This window comes from Archangium sp., assembly GCF_036277355.1.
Classification (GTDB): Bacteria; Myxococcota; Myxococcia; order Myxococcales; family Myxococcaceae; genus Archangium.
In genome coordinates, this window is sequence record NZ_DASUNC010000211.1 from 45,280 (window position 1) to 65,649 (window position 20,370).

The 20,370-nt window shown below is 69.4% G+C and carries 18 protein-coding genes; 11 read left to right on the plus strand and 7 right to left on the minus strand.

What is annotated here, in order from left to right:
* The first annotated feature begins 47 nt into the window (after window positions 1-47).
* From VFZ09_RS51165 to VFZ09_RS51195, 7 genes are all read left to right on the plus strand, one after another.
* Window positions 48-1,712, plus strand: coding sequence for an NHL repeat-containing protein (locus tag VFZ09_RS51165; protein ID WP_329735186.1), 1,665 nt, complete (start codon window positions 48-50; stop codon window positions 1,710-1,712).
* Between the two features lie 515 nt (window positions 1,713-2,227).
* Entirely contained in the window at window positions 2,228-5,017 is a 2,790-nt protein-coding gene (locus VFZ09_RS51170) for a serine/threonine-protein kinase (protein WP_414640823.1), read from the plus strand.
* 8 nt (window positions 5,018-5,025) lie between these two features.
* A complete protein-coding gene (locus tag VFZ09_RS51175; RefSeq protein ID WP_329735188.1) occupies window positions 5,026-6,297 on the plus strand; it encodes a hypothetical protein in 1,272 nt (423 codons plus the stop codon).
* A 28-nt stretch (window positions 6,298-6,325) separates the two neighbouring features.
* Window positions 6,326-9,259, plus strand: coding sequence for a DUF4215 domain-containing protein (locus tag VFZ09_RS51180; protein ID WP_329735189.1), 2,934 nt, complete (start codon window positions 6,326-6,328; stop codon window positions 9,257-9,259).
* 323 nt (window positions 9,260-9,582) lie between these two features.
* Window positions 9,583-10,299, plus strand: coding sequence for a MotA/TolQ/ExbB proton channel family protein (locus tag VFZ09_RS51185; RefSeq protein ID WP_329735190.1), 717 nt, complete (start codon window positions 9,583-9,585; stop codon window positions 10,297-10,299).
* Window positions 10,300-10,302: 3 nt separating this feature from the next.
* Window positions 10,303-10,737 (plus strand): biopolymer transporter ExbD, encoded by a 435-nt coding sequence (locus VFZ09_RS51190; RefSeq protein WP_329735191.1) that lies wholly within the window; start codon window positions 10,303-10,305, stop codon window positions 10,735-10,737.
* A 16-nt stretch (window positions 10,738-10,753) separates the two neighbouring features.
* Window positions 10,754-11,551: a TonB family protein gene (locus VFZ09_RS51195; protein ID WP_329735192.1), complete on the plus strand. Its 798-nt coding sequence runs from the start codon at window positions 10,754-10,756 to the stop codon at window positions 11,549-11,551.
* Here the strand turns inward: VFZ09_RS51195 and VFZ09_RS51200 are convergent, their stop codons facing one another.
* Window positions 11,552-11,986, minus strand: coding sequence for a hypothetical protein (locus VFZ09_RS51200; RefSeq protein WP_329735193.1), 435 nt, complete (start codon window positions 11,984-11,986; stop codon window positions 11,552-11,554).
* A gap of 311 nt (window positions 11,987-12,297) precedes the next feature.
* Window positions 12,298-13,521: a hypothetical protein gene (locus VFZ09_RS51205; protein ID WP_329735194.1), complete on the minus strand. Its 1,224-nt coding sequence runs from the start codon at window positions 13,519-13,521 to the stop codon at window positions 12,298-12,300.
* 135 nt (window positions 13,522-13,656) lie between these two features.
* On the opposite strand from VFZ09_RS51205, the gene VFZ09_RS51210 reads away from it, so the two are divergent.
* A complete protein-coding gene (locus tag VFZ09_RS51210; RefSeq protein WP_329735195.1) occupies window positions 13,657-13,989 on the plus strand; it encodes a TerB family tellurite resistance protein in 333 nt (110 codons plus the stop codon).
* A gap of 43 nt (window positions 13,990-14,032) precedes the next feature.
* A complete protein-coding gene (locus VFZ09_RS51215; RefSeq protein WP_329735196.1) occupies window positions 14,033-14,842 on the plus strand; it encodes an aldo/keto reductase in 810 nt (269 codons plus the stop codon).
* A 21-nt stretch (window positions 14,843-14,863) separates the two neighbouring features.
* On the opposite strand, the gene VFZ09_RS51220 is transcribed toward VFZ09_RS51215, so the two are convergent.
* Together VFZ09_RS51220 and VFZ09_RS51225 are read right to left on the minus strand one after the other, a co-directional pair.
* A complete protein-coding gene (locus VFZ09_RS51220) occupies window positions 14,864-15,283 on the minus strand; it encodes a hypothetical protein (protein WP_329735197.1) in 420 nt (139 codons plus the stop codon).
* Window positions 15,284-15,428: 145 nt separating this feature from the next.
* A complete protein-coding gene (locus tag VFZ09_RS51225; protein ID WP_329735198.1) occupies window positions 15,429-15,581 on the minus strand; it encodes a hypothetical protein in 153 nt (50 codons plus the stop codon).
* Between the two features lie 198 nt (window positions 15,582-15,779).
* Between VFZ09_RS51225 and VFZ09_RS51230 the strand changes: the two genes are divergently transcribed.
* Window positions 15,780-16,445 (plus strand): DUF4386 domain-containing protein, encoded by a 666-nt coding sequence (locus tag VFZ09_RS51230; protein ID WP_329735199.1) that lies wholly within the window; start codon window positions 15,780-15,782, stop codon window positions 16,443-16,445.
* Here VFZ09_RS51230 and VFZ09_RS51235 read toward each other — a convergent pair.
* Window positions 16,435-17,028 (minus strand): Crp/Fnr family transcriptional regulator, encoded by a 594-nt coding sequence (locus tag VFZ09_RS51235; RefSeq protein ID WP_329735200.1) that lies wholly within the window; start codon window positions 17,026-17,028, stop codon window positions 16,435-16,437. The two genes, VFZ09_RS51230 and VFZ09_RS51235, sit on opposite strands and share 11 nt — an antisense overlap.
* Before the next feature lie 100 nt (window positions 17,029-17,128).
* On the minus strand, window positions 17,129-17,419 hold the full coding sequence (locus tag VFZ09_RS51240) for a DUF1993 family protein (RefSeq protein ID WP_329735201.1): 291 nt from the start codon (window positions 17,417-17,419) through the stop codon (window positions 17,129-17,131).
* Window positions 17,420-17,607: 188 nt separating this feature from the next.
* On the opposite strand from VFZ09_RS51240, the gene VFZ09_RS51245 reads away from it, so the two are divergent.
* Window positions 17,608-19,572, plus strand: coding sequence for a glucosaminidase domain-containing protein (locus tag VFZ09_RS51245; protein WP_329735202.1), 1,965 nt, complete (start codon window positions 17,608-17,610; stop codon window positions 19,570-19,572).
* A gap of 93 nt (window positions 19,573-19,665) precedes the next feature.
* Here the strand turns inward: VFZ09_RS51245 and VFZ09_RS51250 are convergent, their stop codons facing one another.
* Window positions 19,666-20,253, minus strand: coding sequence for a zinc-dependent metalloprotease (locus VFZ09_RS51250; protein ID WP_329735203.1), 588 nt, complete (start codon window positions 20,251-20,253; stop codon window positions 19,666-19,668).
* Between the last annotated feature and the right edge of the window lie 117 nt (window positions 20,254-20,370).

The following is a 20,370-nucleotide window of genomic DNA, read 5'->3' on the forward strand; positions in this document are numbered from 1 at the left end:
GGAGCGCGGCTTGTCGCTCCGTCGGGGCCCGTGACATAAACCCCGGCATGCGCATTGGTCGTCTTGGACTCCTGGGTCTGGCCACGCTGGTGGCCGCATGCGAAGAGAAGCCCCCCGCGGCGTACCGCGTGGGCGGAACGGTCTCCGGCCTCTCCGGTGGCGAGCTCCTCCTCCAGCTCAACGGACAGCAGAGCGTCACCCGGAGCGAGAACGGGCCGTTCTCGTTCGGGACGCCGCTGAAGGAGGGGAGCGACTACGTGGTGACGGTGGCCAGCGCGCCCGTGGAGCAGGAGTGCGCCGTGGAGGGCGGCACGGGCAGGGTGGCCGGCGCGGACGTGAGCTCCATCCAGGTGCGCTGCGGGACGAGGACGTACACGCTCGGGGGCACCGTGGAGGGCCTGCGCGGGACGCTCGGGCTGAGCCTCGGAGGCGAGACGCTCCAGGTGACCGCGACTGGGGCCTTCACCTTCACGACGAAGCTGCCGCGCGGCGGCGCGTACACGGTGGGCGTGGCCACGCAGCCCGCGGGCCAGCGCTGCACCGTCTCGAACGCAACCGGCACGGTGGCCGGCGACGTGACGAACCTCTCGGTCCGCTGCGTCGACTGGTACACCCTGGACACCCACCAGGCCGCCAGCGTCGTCATCGGCCAGAAGGACTTCACCAGCGGCTTCCCCCACCAGGCGGACATCGCCGGGGCCAACACCCTGGATGGACCCTGGGGCAACCCGGTGCTCGCCAACGGGCGGCTCTACGTCTCCGACCAGAACTCCAGCCGGGTCCTCGGCTTCACCGGCGTGCCCGCGGCCAACGATGCCTCGGCGGCCTTCGTCCTCGGACAGCCGGACTTCACCCACACCGGGGAGAACCCCGGGCAGGGCGGCCTGCGCAGACCCACGGGCCTCTCCACGGATGGGACGCGGCTCGCGGTGGTGGACTCCCGCAACCACCGCGTCCTCCTCTACCCGTCGCTTCCCGCCAGCACCGGGGCCATGCCCACGGGAGTGCTCGGCCAGCAGGACTTCGCCGCCACCGGCAACGCGTGTGACGCCCGGTCGCTCTTCCTTCCGGAGGGCGCCTTCATCGGCCACGGCAAGGTGCTCGTGGCGGACAGCGCCAACAACCGCGTCCTCATCTGGAACAGCACGCCCACCACGAACGGAGCCCCGGCGGATCTCGTCCTCGGCCAGCGCTCGTTCACCACCTGTACCCCCAATGACAGCACGGGCGACGGCACCATGGACGCCACGTCCTCCGCGTCCACGCTCTTCAGCCCCACCGGGGTGTGGACGGATGGCATCCGCCTCGCCGTGGTGGATACCGCCAACAACCGCGTGCTCCTCTGGAACAGCTTCCCCACCGGGAACGGACAGGCCGCGGACCTGGTGCTGGGACAGCCCGGCTTCACCTCGCGCGACACGGCCACCACCGCCACGGGCCTGAGAATCCCCTCCTACATCGCCTCCACCGGCCTGCAGCTCTTCGTCGCCGACAGCCAGAACCACCGGGTGCTGGTGTGGAACCAGTTCCCCACCACCAGCGGGGTCGCGGCGGACGTCGTCCTCGGCCAGCCCAACCTCACCTCCGCCGACGCGCCCTCGCCCCCCACCGCCAACGGCTTCAGCCAGCCGGCCGGTATCCTCCTGGCGTGGCCCCAGGTGGTGGTGCCGGACGCCGGCAACAACCGCGTCCTCGTCTTCACCAGCCGCTGAGTCCGCCCGGGAGTCCTACCTCGCCCGTCTGCCCGGCCGCTCCCCTGCCGGGCAATCCCCACTTTCCGAGGAACCGTTGGTTCCTGGGGGTCACGGACTATCCGAATTCCATCCTCCATGTATGATTACGTACAATCACGGGGAGAAAAGGGGATGACGTTGGAAGCTCCCTGAGCCGGAGCTACTGGCGAAGTCTCCTTCGAAGCGCTCCCCGAGCGTGAATGCTTCGTAGGGGACGTCGCCGGATGAAAAAGAACGAAGCAGCTGCCGTGAGTTGGTCCTCCTCGCCCTCCGTGGTGGTGGATGAGGATCTGGACGAGCGGACACTGGCCGCTGACGTGGAGTCGCTCTTCGCTCCCGTGCCGCAGGCACAGCCCCACACCTGGGATGGACCCTCCAGCTCGGGCCACTCCAGCTCCGGGCACTCCAGCTCGGGCCAGTCGAACTCGGGCCTGTCGGGCTCGGGCTTCTCCGGCTCCAGCCCGTCGGGCTCCGGCTTCACGGGCCCCGGGGAGATGGAGGGCCATGGGCTCAAGCCCGGCACCCGCATCCAGCACTACGAGCTGATCCGCGAGCTGGGCAGCGGCGGCATGGGCACCGTCTTCCTGGCGCGTGACACGCGGCTGGGCCGGCGCGTGGCCATCAAGTTCCTGCACACGCAGGACGCGGACGTCACCAGGCGCTTCATCCTCGAGGCGCGCACCACGGCGCGCTGCAGCCACGAGAACATCGTCATCATCTACGAGGTCGGCGAGTCGCAGGCCGGCCCGTTCATGGTGCTCGAGTTCCTCGAGGGCCAGCCGCTGATGAAGGTGATGGGCAAGCAGCGCCTGCCCCCCTCGCGCGCGGTGGAGCTGATGGTGCCGGTGGTGCGCGCCCTGGCGTGCGCCCACGAGCAGGGCATCGTCCACCGGGACCTGAAGCCGGAGAACATCGTCGTGACGAACGCGGGCGCCATCAAGGTGCTCGACTTCGGTATCGCCAAGGTGCTCCAGGGAGACGAGCCCAATGAGGGCCTCATCGCCCAGGGCCACGGCAAGCCCCACCTGCCCTCGGCCGCGGAGCTGGGCGAGGACGTCTCCAACCTCACCCGCCGCGGCGCCATCATGGGCACCATGGCGTACATGGCCCCGGAGCAGTGGGGCATCGGCGTGCCCATCGACCACCGGGCGGACATCTGGGCCGTGGGCATCATGCTGTTCCGGATGATCGCCGGGAAGCACCCGTTGGACCCGCTGCGCGGCCCGCAGCTCATGGTCACCGGCATCCTCGACGAGCCGATGCCGCGCCTGCAGAGCGTGGTGCCGGACGTGCCGCCGGACCTGGCGGCCGTCATCGACCGGTGCCTGCTCAAGGTGAAGGATCAGCGCTTCCCGGACGCCCACACGCTGCTCAAGGCGCTGGAGCCCTTCCTCCCCGGGCGCTACAGCCGCGAGCTGCGCATCGACGAGAGCCCCTACGCGGGCCTCAGCTCCTTCCAGGAAGCCGACGCGGACCGCTTCTTCGGCCGCACGCGGGAGATCGCCGCGCTGGTCAACCGCATCAGTGACCGGCCGCTGCTGGCTGTAGTCGGCCCCTCGGGTACGGGCAAGTCCTCCTTCGTGCGCGCGGGCCTGGTGCCCGTGCTCAAGCGCTCCGGCACGGCCTGGGAGTCGCTCGTCATCCGCCCCGGCCGCAACCCGCTGGCGGCCCTGGCCAACATCGTGGCGCCGCTGGTGAGCTCCTCCACCACCGTGGAGGAGGACATCGCCGAGCAGCAGCGGCTCGTCGAGCGCCTGCAGGCGGAGCCCGGTTACGTGGGCAGCCTGCTGCGCAGCCGCGCCCGCCGCGAGCGCCGGAAGATTCTGCTCTTCATCGACCAGTTCGAGGAGCTCTACACGCTGGTGCCGGACGTGCGCGAGCGCCTGGCCTTCACGGCGTGCCTGTCGGGCATCGCGGACGATGCCACCTCGCCCATCCGCGTCATCCTCTCCATCCGCTCGGACTTCCTGGACCGGGTGCCCGAGGACGAGCAGTTCATGGGCGAGCTGAGCCAGGGGCTCTACTTCCTCACCGCGCCCAACCGCGACGGCCTGCGGGACGCCCTGGTGCAGCCGGCGGAGATGGCCGGCTACCAGTTCGAGAGCCCGGCGATGGTGGACAACATGCTGGAGCACCTGGACGCGAGCCAGGGCGCGCTGCCGCTGCTCCAGTTCGCGGCCACCCAGCTGTGGGAGTCGCGCGACACCAAGAACAAGCTGCTCACCGAGAGCGCCTACCAGTCCATCGGCGGCATCGCGGGCGCGCTCGCCACCCACGCCGACAGCGTGCTCGCGAGCATGTCCAACGCGGAGCGCACGCTGGTGCGCGCCGTCTTCCTGCGGCTCGTCACCCCCGAGCGCACGCGCGCCATCGTGTCGGTGGACGAGCTGCGCGAGCTGACGAAGGACTCGGGGGAGATGTCGCGGCTCATCGACCACCTGGTGCAGGCGCGTCTGCTGGTGGTGCAGACGGGAGGCGGGGCCACGGGCGCGACGGTGGAGCTCGTCCACGAGTCGCTGCTGCACAGCTGGCCCACGCTCAAGCGCTGGCTGGACGAGGGCCAGGAGGACGCGGGCTTCCTCGAGCAGCTGCGCAACGCGGCCCGGCAGTGGCAGGCGAAGAACTTCGACAACAACCTGCTGTGGCGCGGCGAGATGGTGGAGGAGGCGCTGCGCTTCCAGCGGCGCTTCCGCGGGGAGCTGCCGCAGTTGCAGCAGGACTACCTGACGTCCGTCTTCGCGCAGGCGAAGAAGGGCCGGCGCTTGAGGAAGGCGCTGCTCTTCGGCGGCACCACCTTCCTGGGCCTGCTGGTCATCGCGGCGGCGGTGGCGCTGGTGGTCATCAGCAACGCGCAGCGCGAGGCCCAGCGGCAGGCGGAGGTGGCCCTCAAGGCCGAGGCCGTGGCGCGCACCGCCGAGCAGACGGCGCGCAGTGCCGAGGTGGAGGCCAAGCAGCGTCTGGCCGAGGTGCAGGCCAAGGAGCTGGAGCGCCAGAAGGCGCAGCAGGCGGCGGAGGCGGCCAACGCGCAGGTGGCGCTCGCCAACCAGGAGCTGCTCAGCAAGAACGACGAGCTGCTGCTGGCGCTCAAGCGGGCGCAGGAGGCCCAGCTGCGCGCCAAGGGCGCCAAGCGGCGCGCCGAGTCCAGTGCGCGGGAGGCGCGCCAGGCCAAGGAAGAGGCCATCAAGGCGGCGCAGAGCCTCGCCAACCTGCTGCGCCGCGAGCAGGAGCGCGCCCAGCGCCTGCAGTCCCAGCTCGGCAGTCCGGTCATCGAGGTCCTGAAGTGAGAATGGTGATGAACAGGTCCAGGTTCGCGCTCACCCTGTCCGCGGCGCTCCTCGCGCTGTGGACCCTGCCCGCCGAGGCCCAGACGCCCCGCGGCAAGCCGAAGGCCCCCGTGGCGCGCAAGGCCGGAGCGAAGCCGGCCGGCACGAAGAAGCCCGGCGCGAAGAAGCCCGGCTCCAAGCTGTCCGGCTCCAAGCTGAAACGCGGCAAGCAGCGGCCCGTTGCCGAGGAGCAGCCCGCCGACGACACGTCCGTCTCCGGGCTGCCCACCACGTCCGACGCGCCCCTGGACACGGCGAGCCCGCCGCCCGGCCTGACGCCTCCGGCCCCCGACACGCAGCAGGCGAGCTCCGCCCCCGAGGTGCTGGGAGATCGGCCCTGGGCCAAGGGCGTGTCGCCGGAGCAGCAGAAGGCGGCGATGGTGCTCTTCCAGTCGGCCAATGCGCTGCTCAAGGAGTCCGTCTTCGTCCAGGCCGTGGAGAAGTACCGCCAGGCGCTCGAGGCGTGGCCCCACCCGGCCATCCACTACAACCTGGCGCTGGCGCTGATGAACCTGGACCAGCCCGTGGAAGTGCACGAGCAGCTGGTGGCCGCGCTGCGCTACGGCCCCGCGCCCCTGGAGAACGAGAAGTACGAGTACGCCCGCAACTACAAGACGCTCATGGAGCGGCAGCTCGCCCGGGTGGACATCTCCTGCGACACGCCCGGCGCCACCGTGACGATGGATGGCCAGACGCTCTTCGTGGCCCCCGGGAAGTACTCGGGGCTGGTGCGCCCCGGCGCGCACAGCATCGTCGCCACCAAGGAGGGCTTCCTCCCCACCGACCAGAGCCGCACCCTGCTGCCCGGTGAGACGGCGGCCCTCCAGCTGAAGATGTTCACCTCCGAGGACCTCATCGAGTACCGGCGCAAGTGGGCCGCGTGGATGCCCTGGACGGTGGTGGGCGCGGGCGTGGCCCTGGGCGCGGGCAGTGGCTGGCTCCACCTCCAGGCCCGCGACAACCTGCGCGCCCTGGATGCCGGCGTCACCGCGTGCGGTGGCTGCTTCCTGACGCCCGCCCTCGACGCCACCCTCACCCGGGGCAACACCTACCAGGCGCTCGCCATCGGCGGGTACGCCGTCGGCGGCGCCGCGCTCGTCACCGGCGTCGTGCTCGTCTTCATCAACCAGCCCCAGCCGTTCCGCATCGACCCCAACCAGAAGAAGCTGGAGACGGGTATGAGTGTCGCGCCCCTCGTCGGCGGTGGCACGGGCGGCATCCTCACCACCTTCCGGTTCTGACAGTCCCCCCCTCCGAGAGCCCCCCCTTATGAGACGAGAGCAGCCTCTCCAGATGAATGGCCGCATCGCCGCGCTCACCCTGGCGCTCCTGGCCCTCCCCTTCCTCTCCTCCTGCTTCGAGCCCACCAGCGTCCAGTGCCCCTCCGGCCTGTTCTGCCCCACCGGCCAGAAGTGCGCCGCCCGGCAGGACGTGTGCATCAAGACGGACTGTGGCGACGGCATCGTCCAGCAGGGCGAGGCCTGTGACGACGGCAACATCGTCGACGGCGATGGCTGCAACCGCACGTGTACGTCCATTGAAATCTGCGGCAACCTGGTCGTCGACGTGGCCAGGGAGGAGGTCTGCGACGACGGCAACACCCGGGACAAGGACGGCTGCAGCGCCAACTGCAAGTCCAGCGAGCTGTGCGGCAACGGCATCGTGGACCGGGCCGTGGGCGAGGTCTGCGACGACTACAACACCCGCTCGGGTGACGGCTGCAGCGCGGACTGTCTGTCCCTGGAGCAGTGCGGCAACGGCTACACGGACACCGCCAAGAACGAGAAGTGCGACGACGGCAACAACGAGAGCGGTGACGGCTGCAGCTCCGACTGCAAGTCCCAGGAGAGCTGCGGCAACGGCTACAAGGACACCGTCAAGGGCGAGGTCTGCGACGACGGCAACAACGTCAACGCCGACGGCTGCAGCTCCGACTGCCGCTCCAACGAGACGTGCGGCAACGGCATCAAGGACGTCTCCGTGGGCGAGTTCTGCGACGACGGCAACATCGTGAGCGGCGACGGCTGCAGCTCCGACTGTCTGTCCGGCGAGGGCTGCGGCAACGGCGTGCGCGACCCGGAGGAGCAGTGCGACGACGCGGGCGAGTCCGTCAACTGCAACGCCAACTGCACCCTGCGCCTGTGCGGCGACGGCATCCTCAACCGCACCGCCGGAGAGCAGTGCGACACCCGCGGCGAGTCGGCCGAGTGCAACACCAACTGCACGGCGCGCCGGTGCGGCGATGGCATCGTCAACTCCAGCGCCGGCGAGCAGTGCGACAACGGCTCCACCTCCAACACCACCGCCTGCGACAACGACTGCACCATCCCCTACTGCGGTGACCGCCACGTCAACGGCGCCCTGGGGGAGATCTGCGACACCGGCGGCGACACCCTGACGTGCAACGCCAACTGCAAGCCGGCGGCCTGCGGCGACAAGTACCTCAATACCACGGCCAACGAGCAGTGCGACGACGGCCCCAACTCGCCCTACTGCGACAACGACTGCACGCCCCCCCTGTGTGGCGACCGGACGCTCAACACGGCCGCCGGTGAGAAGTGCGACGACGGCAACACCGCCAATGACGACGACTGCCTCGGCACCTGCCAGCCCAACATCTGCGGGGATGGCCGCGTCAACGTCAACGGCCCCGCCCGCACCGAGGCCTGTGACGACGGCAACACCAGCACCGAGCTCGAGTGCGCCTACAACACCCGCACCTGCACCTACTGCAACGGCACCTGCTCCTCCGTCCTCAACCTGACGGGCCGCTACTGCGGTGACGGCTCGAAGAACGACGCGAGCGAGACGTGCGACGACGGCAACAACACCACCGAGACCGAGTGCACCTACGGCACCCGGAGCTGCTCGGCCTGTGACGCGGCCTGCTCGGCGGCGCTCTCCCTCACGGGCCGCTACTGCGGTGACGGTGCGAAGAACGACGCGAGCGAGGCCTGTGACGACGGCAACACCATCACCGATTCCGAGTGCAGGTACGGCGAGAAGACCTGCACCCTGTGCACCGCGGACTGCTCGGCGCCCATCGCGCTCACGGGCCGCTACTGCGGTGACGGTGCCCGCAACGACCCGAGCGAGGCGTGCGACGACGGCAACAACGTCTCCGAGGGCTCCTGCCCCTATGGCCAGGCGAACTGCTCCACCTGCAACGCCAACTGCACCGCCGTCCTCAACCTCACCGGCGCCTTCTGCGGTGACGGCCTCAAGAACCACCCCAGCGAGCTGTGCGACGACGGGGACAAGCTCGACAACACCGAGTGCCCCTATGGCCAGGCGAGCTGCAACATGTGCAACTCGGACTGCACGGGGCTCATCCCCCTCACGGGCCGCTACTGCGGCGATGGCGCGAAGAACGACGTGAGCGAGGCCTGTGACGACGGCAACACCACCAACGAGACCGAGTGCCCCTATGGCCAGGCGAGCTGCAACACCTGCGACTCGACCTGCTCCGCCGTGCGCCCGCTGACGGGCCGCTTCTGCGGTGACGGCGTGAAGAACGACGTGAGCGAGGTGTGCGACGACGGCAACACCACCACGGAGACCGAGTGCCCCTACGGCACCACGAGCTGCCTGCGGTGCGACGCGGCGTGCGCGAAGGCCCTGCCGCTCACGGGCCCCTACTGCGGCGACCGGAGTGTCACCAACGCCGAGGTCTGCGATGACGGCAACGCCGATGCCTGCGGCACCTGCAGCCTCACGTGCAACCGCCCCCAGTTCACCAAGGCCACGGGCACCATCACCACCGCCCCGGGCTCGAGCCTCCGGGATGGTGACAAGTTCACCATCCCCGACGGCATCAACAACACCTCGGCGACCTTCGAGTTCGACCTGTTCGGAGGCGGCGGCGTGGGCAAGAACAACATCGGCATCACCTACAACAACTCGGATACGGCGGCGCAGATCGCCAACCTGATCGCCACCGCCATCAACACGAAGGTGACGGACTTCGCCTTCGAAATCACCGCGGTGGCCAGCGGCAACACCGTGACCGTCACGCACCAGAAGGAGGGCTCGTTCGGCAACCGGGCCATGACCGAGGCCGTCAACGGCACCCTGGACTTCAAGGTCAACGGCATGTCCGGTGGTGGCGGCTACGACTGCCCCTCCGGCACCCGGTGCATGAGCAACGCGGACTGCGACCCCAGCCTGCAGTGCCTGCCCGACGGCACCTGCGGAACGCCGTAGCGTCGTTGTCCCGACAGTGAAGCCGCCGGCACGGCCTGGCGCTCGTCACGCGAGCGCGCCAGGCCGGGGCCGGCGGTCTCGTTTCCGCCCGGATTCCAGACACTTACGGGCGCGGGAGGGACCCCGCACCGCTGGGACAGGGACCCCGACGACCTCCCAACAACCGGCCGGAGCGCCGATTCCCGGACCGCTCGCCGGGCAGGCGGGAAACGGCCCTGTGACAGGCGGGGAGGCAAGGGCCAACGTGGCTGATTCATTTGACTTTCGACGCGATGCGGAAGAATTGGAAGCGTCGCTTCATCCCTCAGCCATCACAGGTCTCCATGACGTCCTTCGTTCTCCTGGCCCAGATGGGCCACACCGAGCAGCTGGGTTGGCTCAGCCGAAAGCTGCTCGGCGTGACGCTCACCAGCGCCGAGTGGGTGCTCTGGGTGCTGGTCATCCTCTCCGTGCTGTCCATCGCGCTGATGTTGGAGCGCGCCGTGTACTTCGCCACGCACCGGCTGCCCAACTCCGAGGAGCTGGCCGCGAGGCTGGCCCGCGGTGAGCTGGAGGCCGTGCGCACCGCGGTGGCCAGGCACAAGGGCATGGAGGCCGCCGTGCTGCGCGAGGCGCTGGCCTCGGTGGACCAGGGCGCGGACACGGTGGAGCAGGTCATCGCCTCCACGGTGGCCCGCGAGCGCCCCCAGTACGAGCGCTACCTGTCCTTCCTGGGCACGCTGGGCAACAACGCGCCCTTCATCGGCCTGTTCGGCACGGTGCTCGGCATCATCAAGGCCTTCAATGACCTGGGCCAGATGAACGTCAAGGGCGCGGCCATGCAGCAGACGGTGATGGCGGGCATCTCCGAGGCGCTGGTGGCCACGGCGGTGGGTCTGGCCGTCGCCATCCCCGCGGTGGTGGCCTTCAACGTCTTCAACCGTCAGCTCAAGACGCTCACCTCGCGCACCAACGCCCTGGGCCACGCCCTGGTGGGCAGCCTGCGCGCCGAGCGCGGCCCGGGCGCCCCTCGCGCCCTGGCGTCCGGGGAGGCTCGTTAGGTCATGGCCGGCGGCGCTCAGGACAACGACGAGGAGATCACCGGTATCAACGTCACGCCGCTGGTGGACGTGGTGCTGGTGCTGCTCATCATCTTCATGGTGACGGCCAACTTCATCGTCCGCGATTCGATGGAGGTGGACCTGCCCCGGGCCGCCAATGGCGGGGAGTCGGTGCAGGGGCTCGTCAACGTGGTGCTGGACAAGCAGGGCAAGCTCTTCTTCGACGGCGCGGAGGTGAGCGAGGACGAGCTGCGGCGCAAGGTGGCCGAGGCCCTGGCGAAGGACAAGGAGACGCGCGCCTTCATCAGCGCGGACCAGAGCCTGCCCTACGCGCGGGTGATCTGGCTCCTCGACCTGGTGAAGGGCCAGGGCGTCGCGAAGTTCGCGCTCAACATCGACAAGGACGTGGCGCCCGCGGCAGCACCCGCGGCGCCCTGAGGGATATCCCAGGGCCATGAGCCAGGCCGCGATCGATCCACCCATGCCCGTCCGCCGCGACTCGTCGCGGGCGGTGCTGCTCTTCCTGCTCGTGTCCCTCGGGGTGCACGGCGCGGGCTTCTTCATGTTGTCGCGTGTGCGGGAGCGCACGCTGCCTCCGGCCCAGCGCCCCTTGGAGATGGTGATGGTGGAGGTGGCCAGGCCGCCCCCGCCGCCGCCTCCGCCCCCGGAGGAGCCCAAGCCGCCCCCGCCCAAGCCGAAGGTGGCGCCCAAGCCTCCACAGGTGAAGGTGGCCCAGGCGGAGAAGCCCCCCCCGCCGCCTCCGCCCGACGCGGCGCCTCCGCCGCCCAACGACGCGCCCCCGCCCGAGCAGCCCTCCAAGCCGGTGCCGCTGGTGGTGGGCATCTCCATGTCCTCCACCACGAGCGCCGGTGGCTTCGCCGCCCCGGTGGGCAACACCCTCTATGGCAAGACGGGGGACAAGGCCGTGGATCCCAAGGAGGTGAAGGCCTACTCGGCGCCCAAGTACGTGCCCGTGTACCAGGTGGACACCGAGCCCAGCGTGGCCTCCGAGGTGAAGATTCCCTACCCCGACGAGGCCCGGCGCGCCGGCATCGAGGGCACGGTGACGCTGTCCATCACCATCGACAACGAGGGCCGCGTGGTGAAGGCCTCCGTCGTGAAGGGACTCGGCTACGGGCTGGACGAGGCCGCGCGCACCGCGCTGATGCGCTTCCGCTTCAAGCCGGCCATCAAGAACGGGGAAGCCGTCTCCACGGAGATGAAGTACTCGTACACGTTCGTGCTGGACTGATCAGAAGTCCGCCCGGACCTGGGCCAGGGTGTACTCCTTGTGGTTGGGGAGCACCGGGCCCTTGCGCTCCACCAGCCACGCGGGGGCGCCTTGCGGCAGGTAGAAGTCCTCCTCGAAGGGGGACAGCCCCAGGTGGCGCAGGTAGTCCTTGAGCATGTCGAAGGTGAACCGGTCCCTCACCCGGCGCGCCTGGTACTGCTCGAGCTGCTCGAAGGGGAAGGGCTCGCCGGATTGATCGAACACCCAGCGGCCCCCGTCATTGGACGCGCCCAGGGTGCGCACGTAGTTGAGCCAGTCCGTCCGGTGGGGTCCGTACACCGAGAGCATCACCGCCCCATAGCGGCCCTTGTCCTTGCGGAGGGTGTTGGGCACGGCAACCACCCGCAGGCCGCGGCAGCCCAGCACCTCGGCCATGTAGGATATGGGGCTCGCCACATCGGTTCCCCTCCACCCGTTATCGACGTACGCCGTCCAGGGGCTACGTGTCGGCATGAAGAGGTACCGCCGCCTCTCCGCATCGGTCAGAGGCAGCAGAGCGGAGAGGGCCTGTTCCAATGGGCCCGGCACAGAACGCACCTCGACGGTGATTCCACGGGATACAAACAGCCCTGCCTGCCACGCCGCGAAGGCACGGGCAGCGTGCTCCGCACCGGTCTCCAGGAATCCCATCTCCGAAGTGACGGGAGCCCAGCGGTCATCCAGGAGCAGTCCCTTCATGTTCTCTGTCATCAGGTAAGCCTCATCCGTCAGGGCACGATCAGCAGGATGATTTTCGCGTCGGGGTCGTTGGACGTGATGCGCGATTGGTGGCCAGGGCCACGGCCCGACGTGGGCGTGTCATACTCCACTTGATAGCGGCGCCCCTCATAGTCGAACTGCAGATCCGGCCGATTGGTTCCCACGCGCTGGCTGTTGCGCGCCGCGACCTGCTGCTGGTTCACCCGGATGTTCTCGGCGCCGATGCTCCGAAGGTATTCGATGTCCGCTTGGAGCTGCGCGTTCTGACTTGGGCTGCTGCCAATGGGACGATCCGTCTCACGGAATCGGGGCACCTTCGGGTTGACCGCGGCATCCTGGGGAAGACGCGGGCCAGCGGCCACGGGCGGCGTCGGATGGGTGCCGGTGAGGGCCTGGACCAGTCCCGGAGAGGGCGCGGGTGCACCCGGCGCGGGCGCGGGCGCGGGGGGTGCGGCGGGCGCGGCGGCTCGCGTCACCGGCTGTCGCGGCGCCGGAGCTTCGCCCCCGGGTCCCTCCTTCCGGACAGACGGGCGGAGTGCCGGCTCCGAGCCCATCCGCACCACGCGCGAGAAGACTCCTCGCAGGACCCGGTTCCCCGCCATATCCAACAACAGGGCCTTCAGTTCCTGCTGGACCGTTTCCCCCAATTGCTGCCGCACCGCGAGCATCGTCCGGGCGATGCGAGGGGTGGTGGCCGGAGAGAAGACGGTGGGCACGATGAGCGCCCCACCCGCTCCGCGATACCAGGCATACCTCGCGCGCCCCGACCCGGAGGCACTGGCCGCCATGTCCCCCAGGGCCTCGTTCCGGTCCGGGTAGATGGCGTCACTCAGCGGCTCCGCGCTCGTGAGCTCCAGGTCGACCAGCGACTCCGGGACGAGCACGGGCAGCGGCAACCCCTCGCAGTAGAGAAGGTACCCTCCCGTGGTGAGGCCAAGGCCCACGGCGGTCACCCGGTGCTCGACGAAATCCCGGTGCTCGCGTGGATCTCCCAAGCGAGAGACCCGGGGCAATTGCACGCCACGCTGGCGCAGGTCCCCGGCCTGCCGCGGCGTGACTACCTCGAAGTCGACTTCGACGGCCTCCTGCCCCGCGCCCGCCATCGCGGGGCAATCCCGCGCCCCGAGCAGGCCCGCGTGCCCGGTACATCCCAGGAGCCCCAGCAGGAGCGCGAGCCCGCTCAGCGCCAGGAGGCTCCGCCCGCGGGGATGACAAGAAATCTCAAGGGGCATGGTCCCTCCCGTTCGAGGGCCATGTGCCAGGAAACGACGTGAGCCGTCCAGCCGTGGACGCCCGGGCCCTCCCCCCCTCCCTCGCCCCTGCGCGCTCCGGTTAGAGTCCCCGCTCCCTACCGCCGAGGATGACGGATGACGCTCACCGCCGAGGACCGCTTCAACATCGAGGTCATCAAGCTGCTGCTCCAGGTCGCCTGGGCCGACCGGGAAATCACCAAGGCCGAGCGCATGGTCGTCCTGGGACTGGGCCGCAGCTGGAACGTGCCCGAGGCCGAGCTGCACTCGCTGATGGACCGGCTGGACATTGGCGGCACCATGCCCGAGCCGGACCTGGAGGTGCTGCGCACCCGTCCGGACGAGGTGCTGGAGGCCGCCCGGGCCCTGTGCGTCTCCGACGGCAAGCTCGCCGAGGGCGAGAAGTCCATGCTCGAGCGCATCTCCTCCCGGCTGGGTGTGACGCCGTAGGCCACACCCGGAGTACGATGGAGTCCTCCACCCGGGAGCCTCCATGAGCGCCACCGCGCAGGCCTCTTCCTCGCAGGACTTCACCCACCGGTACCTCCCCGCTTTCGGCAAGCGGGTGCACCGCCTCGGCCTCGCCGGCAACTACGGCATCGACGAGGCCGGCTTGAGCGCCGCGCTGGAGCGGGGGCTGAACTACATCTTCTGGAGCCCGCGCCAGGGCCGCCTCACCCGCGTGCTGCGCGAGGCCCTCCAGCGCGACCGCGAGCGCTTCGTCCTCTGCGCCGGCCCCTCCTTCGGCTGGTTCCCCGGCCAGGTGCGCCGCGGCGCCGAGCGTGCCCTCAAGGTGCTCGGCACGGACTACCTGGACCTGTACCAGCTGTACTGGCTGAGCCGGATGAGCGCGTGGACGGAGGGCACCGTCGAGGAGCTGGTGAAGCTCAAGCAGGAGGGCAAGGTGCGCGCCCTGGGTGTCTCCATCCATGACCGCCCGCGCGCCGGGAGGCTCGCCGAGGACTCGCCGCTGGACCTGTTGATGATCCGCTACAACGCGGCGCACCCGGGGGCCGAGCGCGACATCTTCCCGCACCTGGAGAAGCGCAAGCCGGCGCTGGTGGCCTACACGGCCACGGACTGGCGCCGCCTGCTCGAGCGGCCCCGCGGGTGGGACGGCCGCGTGCCCACCGCGGGCGACTGCTACCGCTTCTGCCTCTCCAACTCCCACGTGGACGTGGTGCTCACCGGCCCGGCGAGCCTCGCGCAGCTGGACGAGAACCTGGCCGCGCTGGAGCGGGGCCCGCTCTCGTCCGAGGAGCAGGAGTGGATGCGGCGCTTCGGCCAGGCCGTCCACGGCTGAGGCGTCGCGGACGCCCGGGGCTCAGGCGACGGCGGGCTTCTCGGCGGGCGCCAGGTGCACGTCGAGACTCTGCCCGCCCTTCACGAGCAGGTACGTCTCCACGTTGCCCTTGCCGCCCGGCTCGAAGGAGATGGTCTGCGTATTCGAGCCGAACTTCGCGTCGAGGGTCAGCTTGCTGCCGCCGGCGGAGTACGTGGCCTGGGAGGCACGGTTGCCGTTGATGGTGACCTCGGCCTTGCCGTCCTCGTTCAGCTTCAGCGTGAGCGAGAAGTCGCCCTTGTAGAAGACCGTGTCGATCTTCCCCTTGAAGGCCGCCTGGTTGGGGCCGAGGTCGATGAACTCGCCACTGCCCACGTTCACGAAGAACATCACCTTCGCGAAGATGTTCAGCTTCGTGCCCGCCGCGGTGCCACGTCCGATGAAGTTGCGGAAGTCGACCATGTTCTCCCAGTCCGATGCCAATGAGTGAGACGGGGCACATGCCCCGGCGCCACGCATCGTACCAGCGCCCGCCGTCTCCACCCGCCGCTGTTTCGCATGACGCGGGCGGACAGACGTGGACTGGCCGGCAGGGGGGCGGCCCCGCTCAGGGCCGGACCTGCACGGTGTTGCCATCCACGCTCGCGTTGCGCGGCCGGGCGAAGCGGGCGAGCGACACGGTGGGCGAGGGGCTCTCCGGCCGGTTGACCCAGGGGATACGCGGGCCCTCCGGTCCGGAAGTTCGAGTGGGAACCCGCACACCCGGCCCCCAGGAGCATGAGACCCGACAGCAGCAGCAGACGCGGCATGGCAGCCCTCCGAATCGCCTGGCCGTGACACTCCAGGAAACGCACGGCCCGGAAAGGCATATCGGGGCTCCACGACCCGGGGCGCGGCTCGCGTTTATTGACCCACGTCAATGCGGGCGAGGGCCCCCCTCCCTACTCTCGGGGCCACGATGAACACCACCCGCCTCCACACCCGCTCCCTGGGGATTCTCTTCCTCCTTCCGTTCCTCGCCTACGGCCTCGGCACCGCGCTCGTCACCTCCGTCCTGAAGGAGCCGGAGCACCTGGCCGCGTTGGCCGCTCAGCGGACGCCGTTCGTCGGGGGGGCGCTGCTGCTCCTGTTGAACTCCCTCACCGTCGTCGGGATCGGCGTGCTGTTCTTCCCGATACTCCGCGAGCGGAGCCTGGGCATCGCCATCGCGTACGTCTGCACGCGGGTGATGGAGGCGCTGCTCCTGCTCGTCGGGGTGGTGTTCCTCCTGTCCCTCCTGCAGCTCGGAGACTCCGCGCAGGCGCGGACGGCGCCGGAGCTGGGGGTCCTGTTCCACCTTCTCTCGAAGGGGAACTTCTGGGCGTACCAGCTCGCGATGATCATCCTGGGGGCTGGCAGCGTGGCGTTCTGCCTGTCGCTGTACCAATCCCGGCGGCTGCCCTCGTTCCTCCCGCTGCTGGGCGCGGTGGGCTACGGGCTCCTGGCGCTGGGGTCCGTGCTCGAGCTCTTCGGGCTGCCGTGGGGCATCTTCTTGTCCGGGCCCGGGGGGCTGTTCGAGCTGTTGCTCGGTGGCTGGCTCATCGCCCGGGGATTCCGGACGGTCCCGCCCGCCGTCACGGCGTAGCCGGCTTGCCGCGCGTGGCGAGGCGCTTGCGGATGCGGCTCAGCGACTCGGGCTTCACGCCGATGTAGCTGGCCAGCTGGTACTGGGGAATCCGCTGGAAGATGTCCGGCCGCGTCTTCGAGAGCTTGAGGTAGCGCTGCTCCGGACTGTCGGTGACATAGGAGGCGAGCCGCTCCTGCTGCTCCGCCAGGACCCGCTCCATCACCCTCCGGGAGATGCCCTCGAAGCGCGGAAAGCGCCGGAACAGGTCCTGCTCGCGTTGCTCGGTCCCCACCACCACCGTGGTGTCCTCCGCGCAGACCAGGAAGTGATCCGCCGGGGTCCGGGTCATCATGCTGTGAATCGAGAGGACCCAATCGTCCTCGGTGAACAACCCGTTGCTCCGCTCCTCACCGTCGACGACGTAGTACTGGCGGACGCAGCCCTGGAGGATGAAATAGGCCTCGGTGCAAACCTGGCCCGCCATGAGCAGGTGCGTGCCCTTGGGACAGGTCTTCACCACCATGCTGTCCAGAAGGGCCTGGGCCTCCTCGTCCGACAGAGGCGTGATGCGGCGGAAGTAGTCGACGAGCTTGTGTTTCATGAGGGCACCGTGGGACCGGCGGGGGCCCATCATCCCACCCGCGGGGTCTCGGACCAGATGGGCCGCATCACCGCGACGCCTCCTGGGGCGGCGCTCCTCCTCAGGTCTTGAGCCGGAGGCTGCCCATGAAGTCGAGCTTGCCGATGGGCGTCCCGCGTGCGCGCAGGATGTCGTAGGCGGTCGTGGCGTGGAAGTAGAAATTGGGAAGCGAGAAGGAGAGCAGGAACTGCTCCGCGGTGAAGAGCCTCGACCCCCGCGGCGTGTTGAAGACGACCTCCTGGCCCTCCCTGGCGTCGATCGCCTCGGCGGGGATGGCCTCGAGCCCGGCGCAGGTGTCCTTCACGAGCTGCTGGAGCTGCTCATAGGTGTGAGCCGGGCGCTGGCCGGCCATGTTGTCGACACACGAGACAGAGCGTCAGCGCAGCGTCATCCCATCGTCATTTCTCCGTCAGCGGAGCCTCCCCTTGCGTCGGCGCCGTGAAAAACACACGCGGCACCTGGAGGCGGACGCAACTCCCGGCCCGCGCCCCGGATAATCCCGTCACAAGCATCAATTCCTATCTGAAAAGGTTTACGCCCATGGCGATGTCTCCCGTGAACAACCGGCCTGTCAGCAATCCCCCCCTCCCCCCCGGTGCGGTCAGCGCGGCGGCGGCGGTGACGCTGCCGAAGACGGGGGATGCGTTCCTCGACCGCATCGCGGCGGACGCCATCAAGAGCCAGCGCAACACGGGCGTGCCGGCCTCCGTGACGATGGCGCAGGCCCTGCTCGAGAGCGACCGCGGCCGCTCCGGCCTGTCCACGAAGGGCAACAACTTCTTCGGCATCAAGGGCGAGGGGCCCGCCGGCCACGTCACCATGCCCACCAAGGAGTACCTCAACGGCCGCTGGGTGACGGTGAACGCCAACTTCCGCAAGTACAACTCGCCCTCCGAGTCCTTCGACGACCATGGCAAGTTCCTGCGGAAGAACTCGCGCTACGCCAACGCCTTCAACCACACGGGGGATGCGAAGCAGTTCGCCCGGGAGATCCACAAGGCCGGTTACGCCACGGACCCGAAGTACTCCGACAAGCTCATCCGCATCATGAAGGACTACGGGCTGGAGCGCTTCGACCAGATCGCCCGCTCGGGCCAGCAGGTGGGCGGCACGAACAAGCCCGCCACCTCCTTCCCGCCCTTCGACGGCAAGTACACCCAGGCCCCCAGCCTCGACCAGGTCAAGAAGGGCGAGCACCTGAAGATCGGCCACGAGGGCCCCGCCGTCGAGCACCTGCAGGAGCTGCTGCACCAGCAGGGCTACCTGTCCGACAGCGACATGACGAGCGGCAACGGCAAGTTCGGCCCCAAGACGCGGGCCGCCGTGGACCGCTTCCAGAGGGATCACCAGCTGACCCCGCCCAAGGGCAAGGAGGGCGAGGTGGGCCCCACCACGCTCGCGTGGCTGGAGAATGGCGGCAAGAAGCCGGCCCCCACCGGCGCCGTGCCTCCCCAGGCCGGTGGCTCGGACGGCATGGACGCCCCCAAGCCCGGCCAGACGGGCGGCACGGACAAGCCCTCCACCCCGCCCGCGCCCTTCGACGGCAAGTACACGCAGGCCCCCAGCCTCGACCAGGTCAAGAAGGGCGAGCACCTGAGGATCGGCCACGAGGGCCCCGCCGTCGAGCACCTGCAGGAGCTGCTGCACAAGCAGGGCTACCTGTCCGACAGCGACATGACGAGCGGCAACGGCAAGTTCGGCCCCAAGACGCAGGCCGCGGTGAGCCGCTTCCAGACGGATCGCGGCCTGACGCCGCCCAAGGGGCAGGAGGGCGAGGTGGGCCCCACCACGCTCGCGCTGCTGGAGAAGGGCGCCAAGACCGTGGATGACCTCCAGCCCCGGCCCTCGACCAATGCTCCCGGCAAGGGACAGCCCGTCTCCCTGGCGCCCAAGAACATGTCGATGAAGGAGAAGTACGACTATTACGCCAGCATCGTGCGCGCCAACGGCGGCAAGGTGAACCCCAACGGCCAGGCCACCGTCCTCGGGCTGCGCGGCCTGGATGCCAACGGCAACCGCCACGCCACCACCATCAACGCGAAGTACGACGATACCTTCGTCGTCCTCAAGCCCAACGGCACGGTGCAGGAGTTCCGGGGCTCCACCCACTCCAACCCGCGCTACCAGCCCCGCGCTCCGGATGCCAACGGCGATGGCCGCGGCGACCTGGGGATGATCCGCCCGGGCAACTACAGCGTGGTGCCCAACGGCGACTACGTGGGCAACGCGAGCTACCACGTGCGCACCGAGGGCGGCTCCGGCAGCCTCCCCGCCTACCGCGACACGGACCACTCCAACACCCTCAGCCAGGCCGAGCGCGACGCCTCCAAGGCCCGGGGCTACAAGCAGACGGAGATCCTCTTCCACCAGGCCGGCAGCAACGACAACGGCTCCATGGGTTGCCAGACCATCGCCTCCTCGGACTACAACCGCTTCATCCAGGCCGTGGGGGGCCGCGGCGCCGCGTACAACTACAGCCTGGTGGACGCCAACGGCCTCCAGTAGGCAGGGGGCCCCCTGGGCGAGCGGTTTTTTCCGCCGCGTGCGGCTCGAGCCTCCGGAGTCCTGGCGGGACTCCGGGGGCTGCCGCGCCATCTCTCAGTAGAGGTAGTTCAGCGCGACGACGTCGTATGGGCTGAACTCGCCGCTCGCGGTCGAGTTGAAGCAGGAGTTGAAGATCGAGTCCGGATCTCTGGTCGGCGTCCCGGGGATGAGGATGGCACCCACGCCAGCGGTTCCCTCGTTGCCGCTCGTGCCGCAGCTGATGGACCGGTCGTAGTAGTCCGAGTGGCGCATGCCGATGGTGTGGCCAATCTCGTGGGTGATGACGTGCTCGTTCACGTCAATGCTGTAGCTCTGCAGGCCGGTGCCGATGTTGAGGGTGCCGTAGGGCAGGCCGCCCAAGGGGAAGCCCGCGGAGCCGCCAGCGCCGGACGTGGTCTGCGCGGTGATGTTCGCGGTGCAGCCGGTGGCCGGTCCCCGCGCGAACCAGATGCGCAGCCCCAGGGCGTTGTCGTTCTGGATGGCCAGATCCAGCCCCTGGCTGAGGCGGGCGTAGCTGTTGAACGCGGCGGTGGGATTGATGCAGATCTTCGTCACGCTCGCACCGACGAGATTGGTCGTACTGTATTGCTCCTGGCTCCCCTCGCCGGGCTGGAGCAGCTCGCGCGACGCCTCGAGGGTCACGTGAGCGTCGTTCCCCACGAACACCTGCCCGTCGTGGACCTGGATGTCGCCGGCCGGAAAGCCGGCCTCGAGCAGGTTGGAGACGAGCTCCTGGCTCCCGGCCCGGCCTCCGGGCCG

Excerpts from the sequence above, each read along its gene's own strand:
- VFZ09_RS51165 (WP_329735186.1), top strand. The coding sequence starts at position 48 with ATGCGCATTGGTCGTCTTGGACTCCTGGGTCTGGCCACGCTGGTGGCC.
- VFZ09_RS51170 (WP_414640823.1), top strand. The coding sequence starts at position 2,228 with ATGGAGGGCCATGGGCTCAAGCCCGGCACCCGCATCCAGCACTACGAG.
- VFZ09_RS51175 (WP_329735188.1), top strand. The coding sequence starts at position 5,026 with ATGAACAGGTCCAGGTTCGCGCTCACCCTGTCCGCGGCGCTCCTCGCG.
- VFZ09_RS51180 (WP_329735189.1), top strand. The coding sequence starts at position 6,326 with ATGAGACGAGAGCAGCCTCTCCAGATGAATGGCCGCATCGCCGCGCTC.
- VFZ09_RS51185 (WP_329735190.1), top strand. The coding sequence starts at position 9,583 with ATGACGTCCTTCGTTCTCCTGGCCCAGATGGGCCACACCGAGCAGCTG.
- VFZ09_RS51190 (WP_329735191.1), top strand. The coding sequence starts at position 10,303 with ATGGCCGGCGGCGCTCAGGACAACGACGAGGAGATCACCGGTATCAAC.
- VFZ09_RS51195 (WP_329735192.1), top strand. The coding sequence starts at position 10,754 with ATGAGCCAGGCCGCGATCGATCCACCCATGCCCGTCCGCCGCGACTCG.
- VFZ09_RS51205 (WP_329735194.1), bottom strand. The coding sequence starts at position 13,521 with ATGCCCCTTGAGATTTCTTGTCATCCCCGCGGGCGGAGCCTCCTGGCG.
- VFZ09_RS51210 (WP_329735195.1), top strand. The coding sequence starts at position 13,657 with ATGACGCTCACCGCCGAGGACCGCTTCAACATCGAGGTCATCAAGCTG.
- VFZ09_RS51215 (WP_329735196.1), top strand. The coding sequence starts at position 14,033 with ATGAGCGCCACCGCGCAGGCCTCTTCCTCGCAGGACTTCACCCACCGG.
- VFZ09_RS51220 (WP_329735197.1), bottom strand. The coding sequence starts at position 15,283 with ATGGTCGACTTCCGCAACTTCATCGGACGTGGCACCGCGGCGGGCACG.
- VFZ09_RS51230 (WP_329735199.1), top strand. The coding sequence starts at position 15,780 with ATGAACACCACCCGCCTCCACACCCGCTCCCTGGGGATTCTCTTCCTC.
- VFZ09_RS51235 (WP_329735200.1), bottom strand. The coding sequence starts at position 17,028 with ATGAAACACAAGCTCGTCGACTACTTCCGCCGCATCACGCCTCTGTCG.
- VFZ09_RS51240 (WP_329735201.1), bottom strand. The coding sequence starts at position 17,419 with ATGGCCGGCCAGCGCCCGGCTCACACCTATGAGCAGCTCCAGCAGCTC.
- VFZ09_RS51245 (WP_329735202.1), top strand. The coding sequence starts at position 17,608 with ATGGCGATGTCTCCCGTGAACAACCGGCCTGTCAGCAATCCCCCCCTC.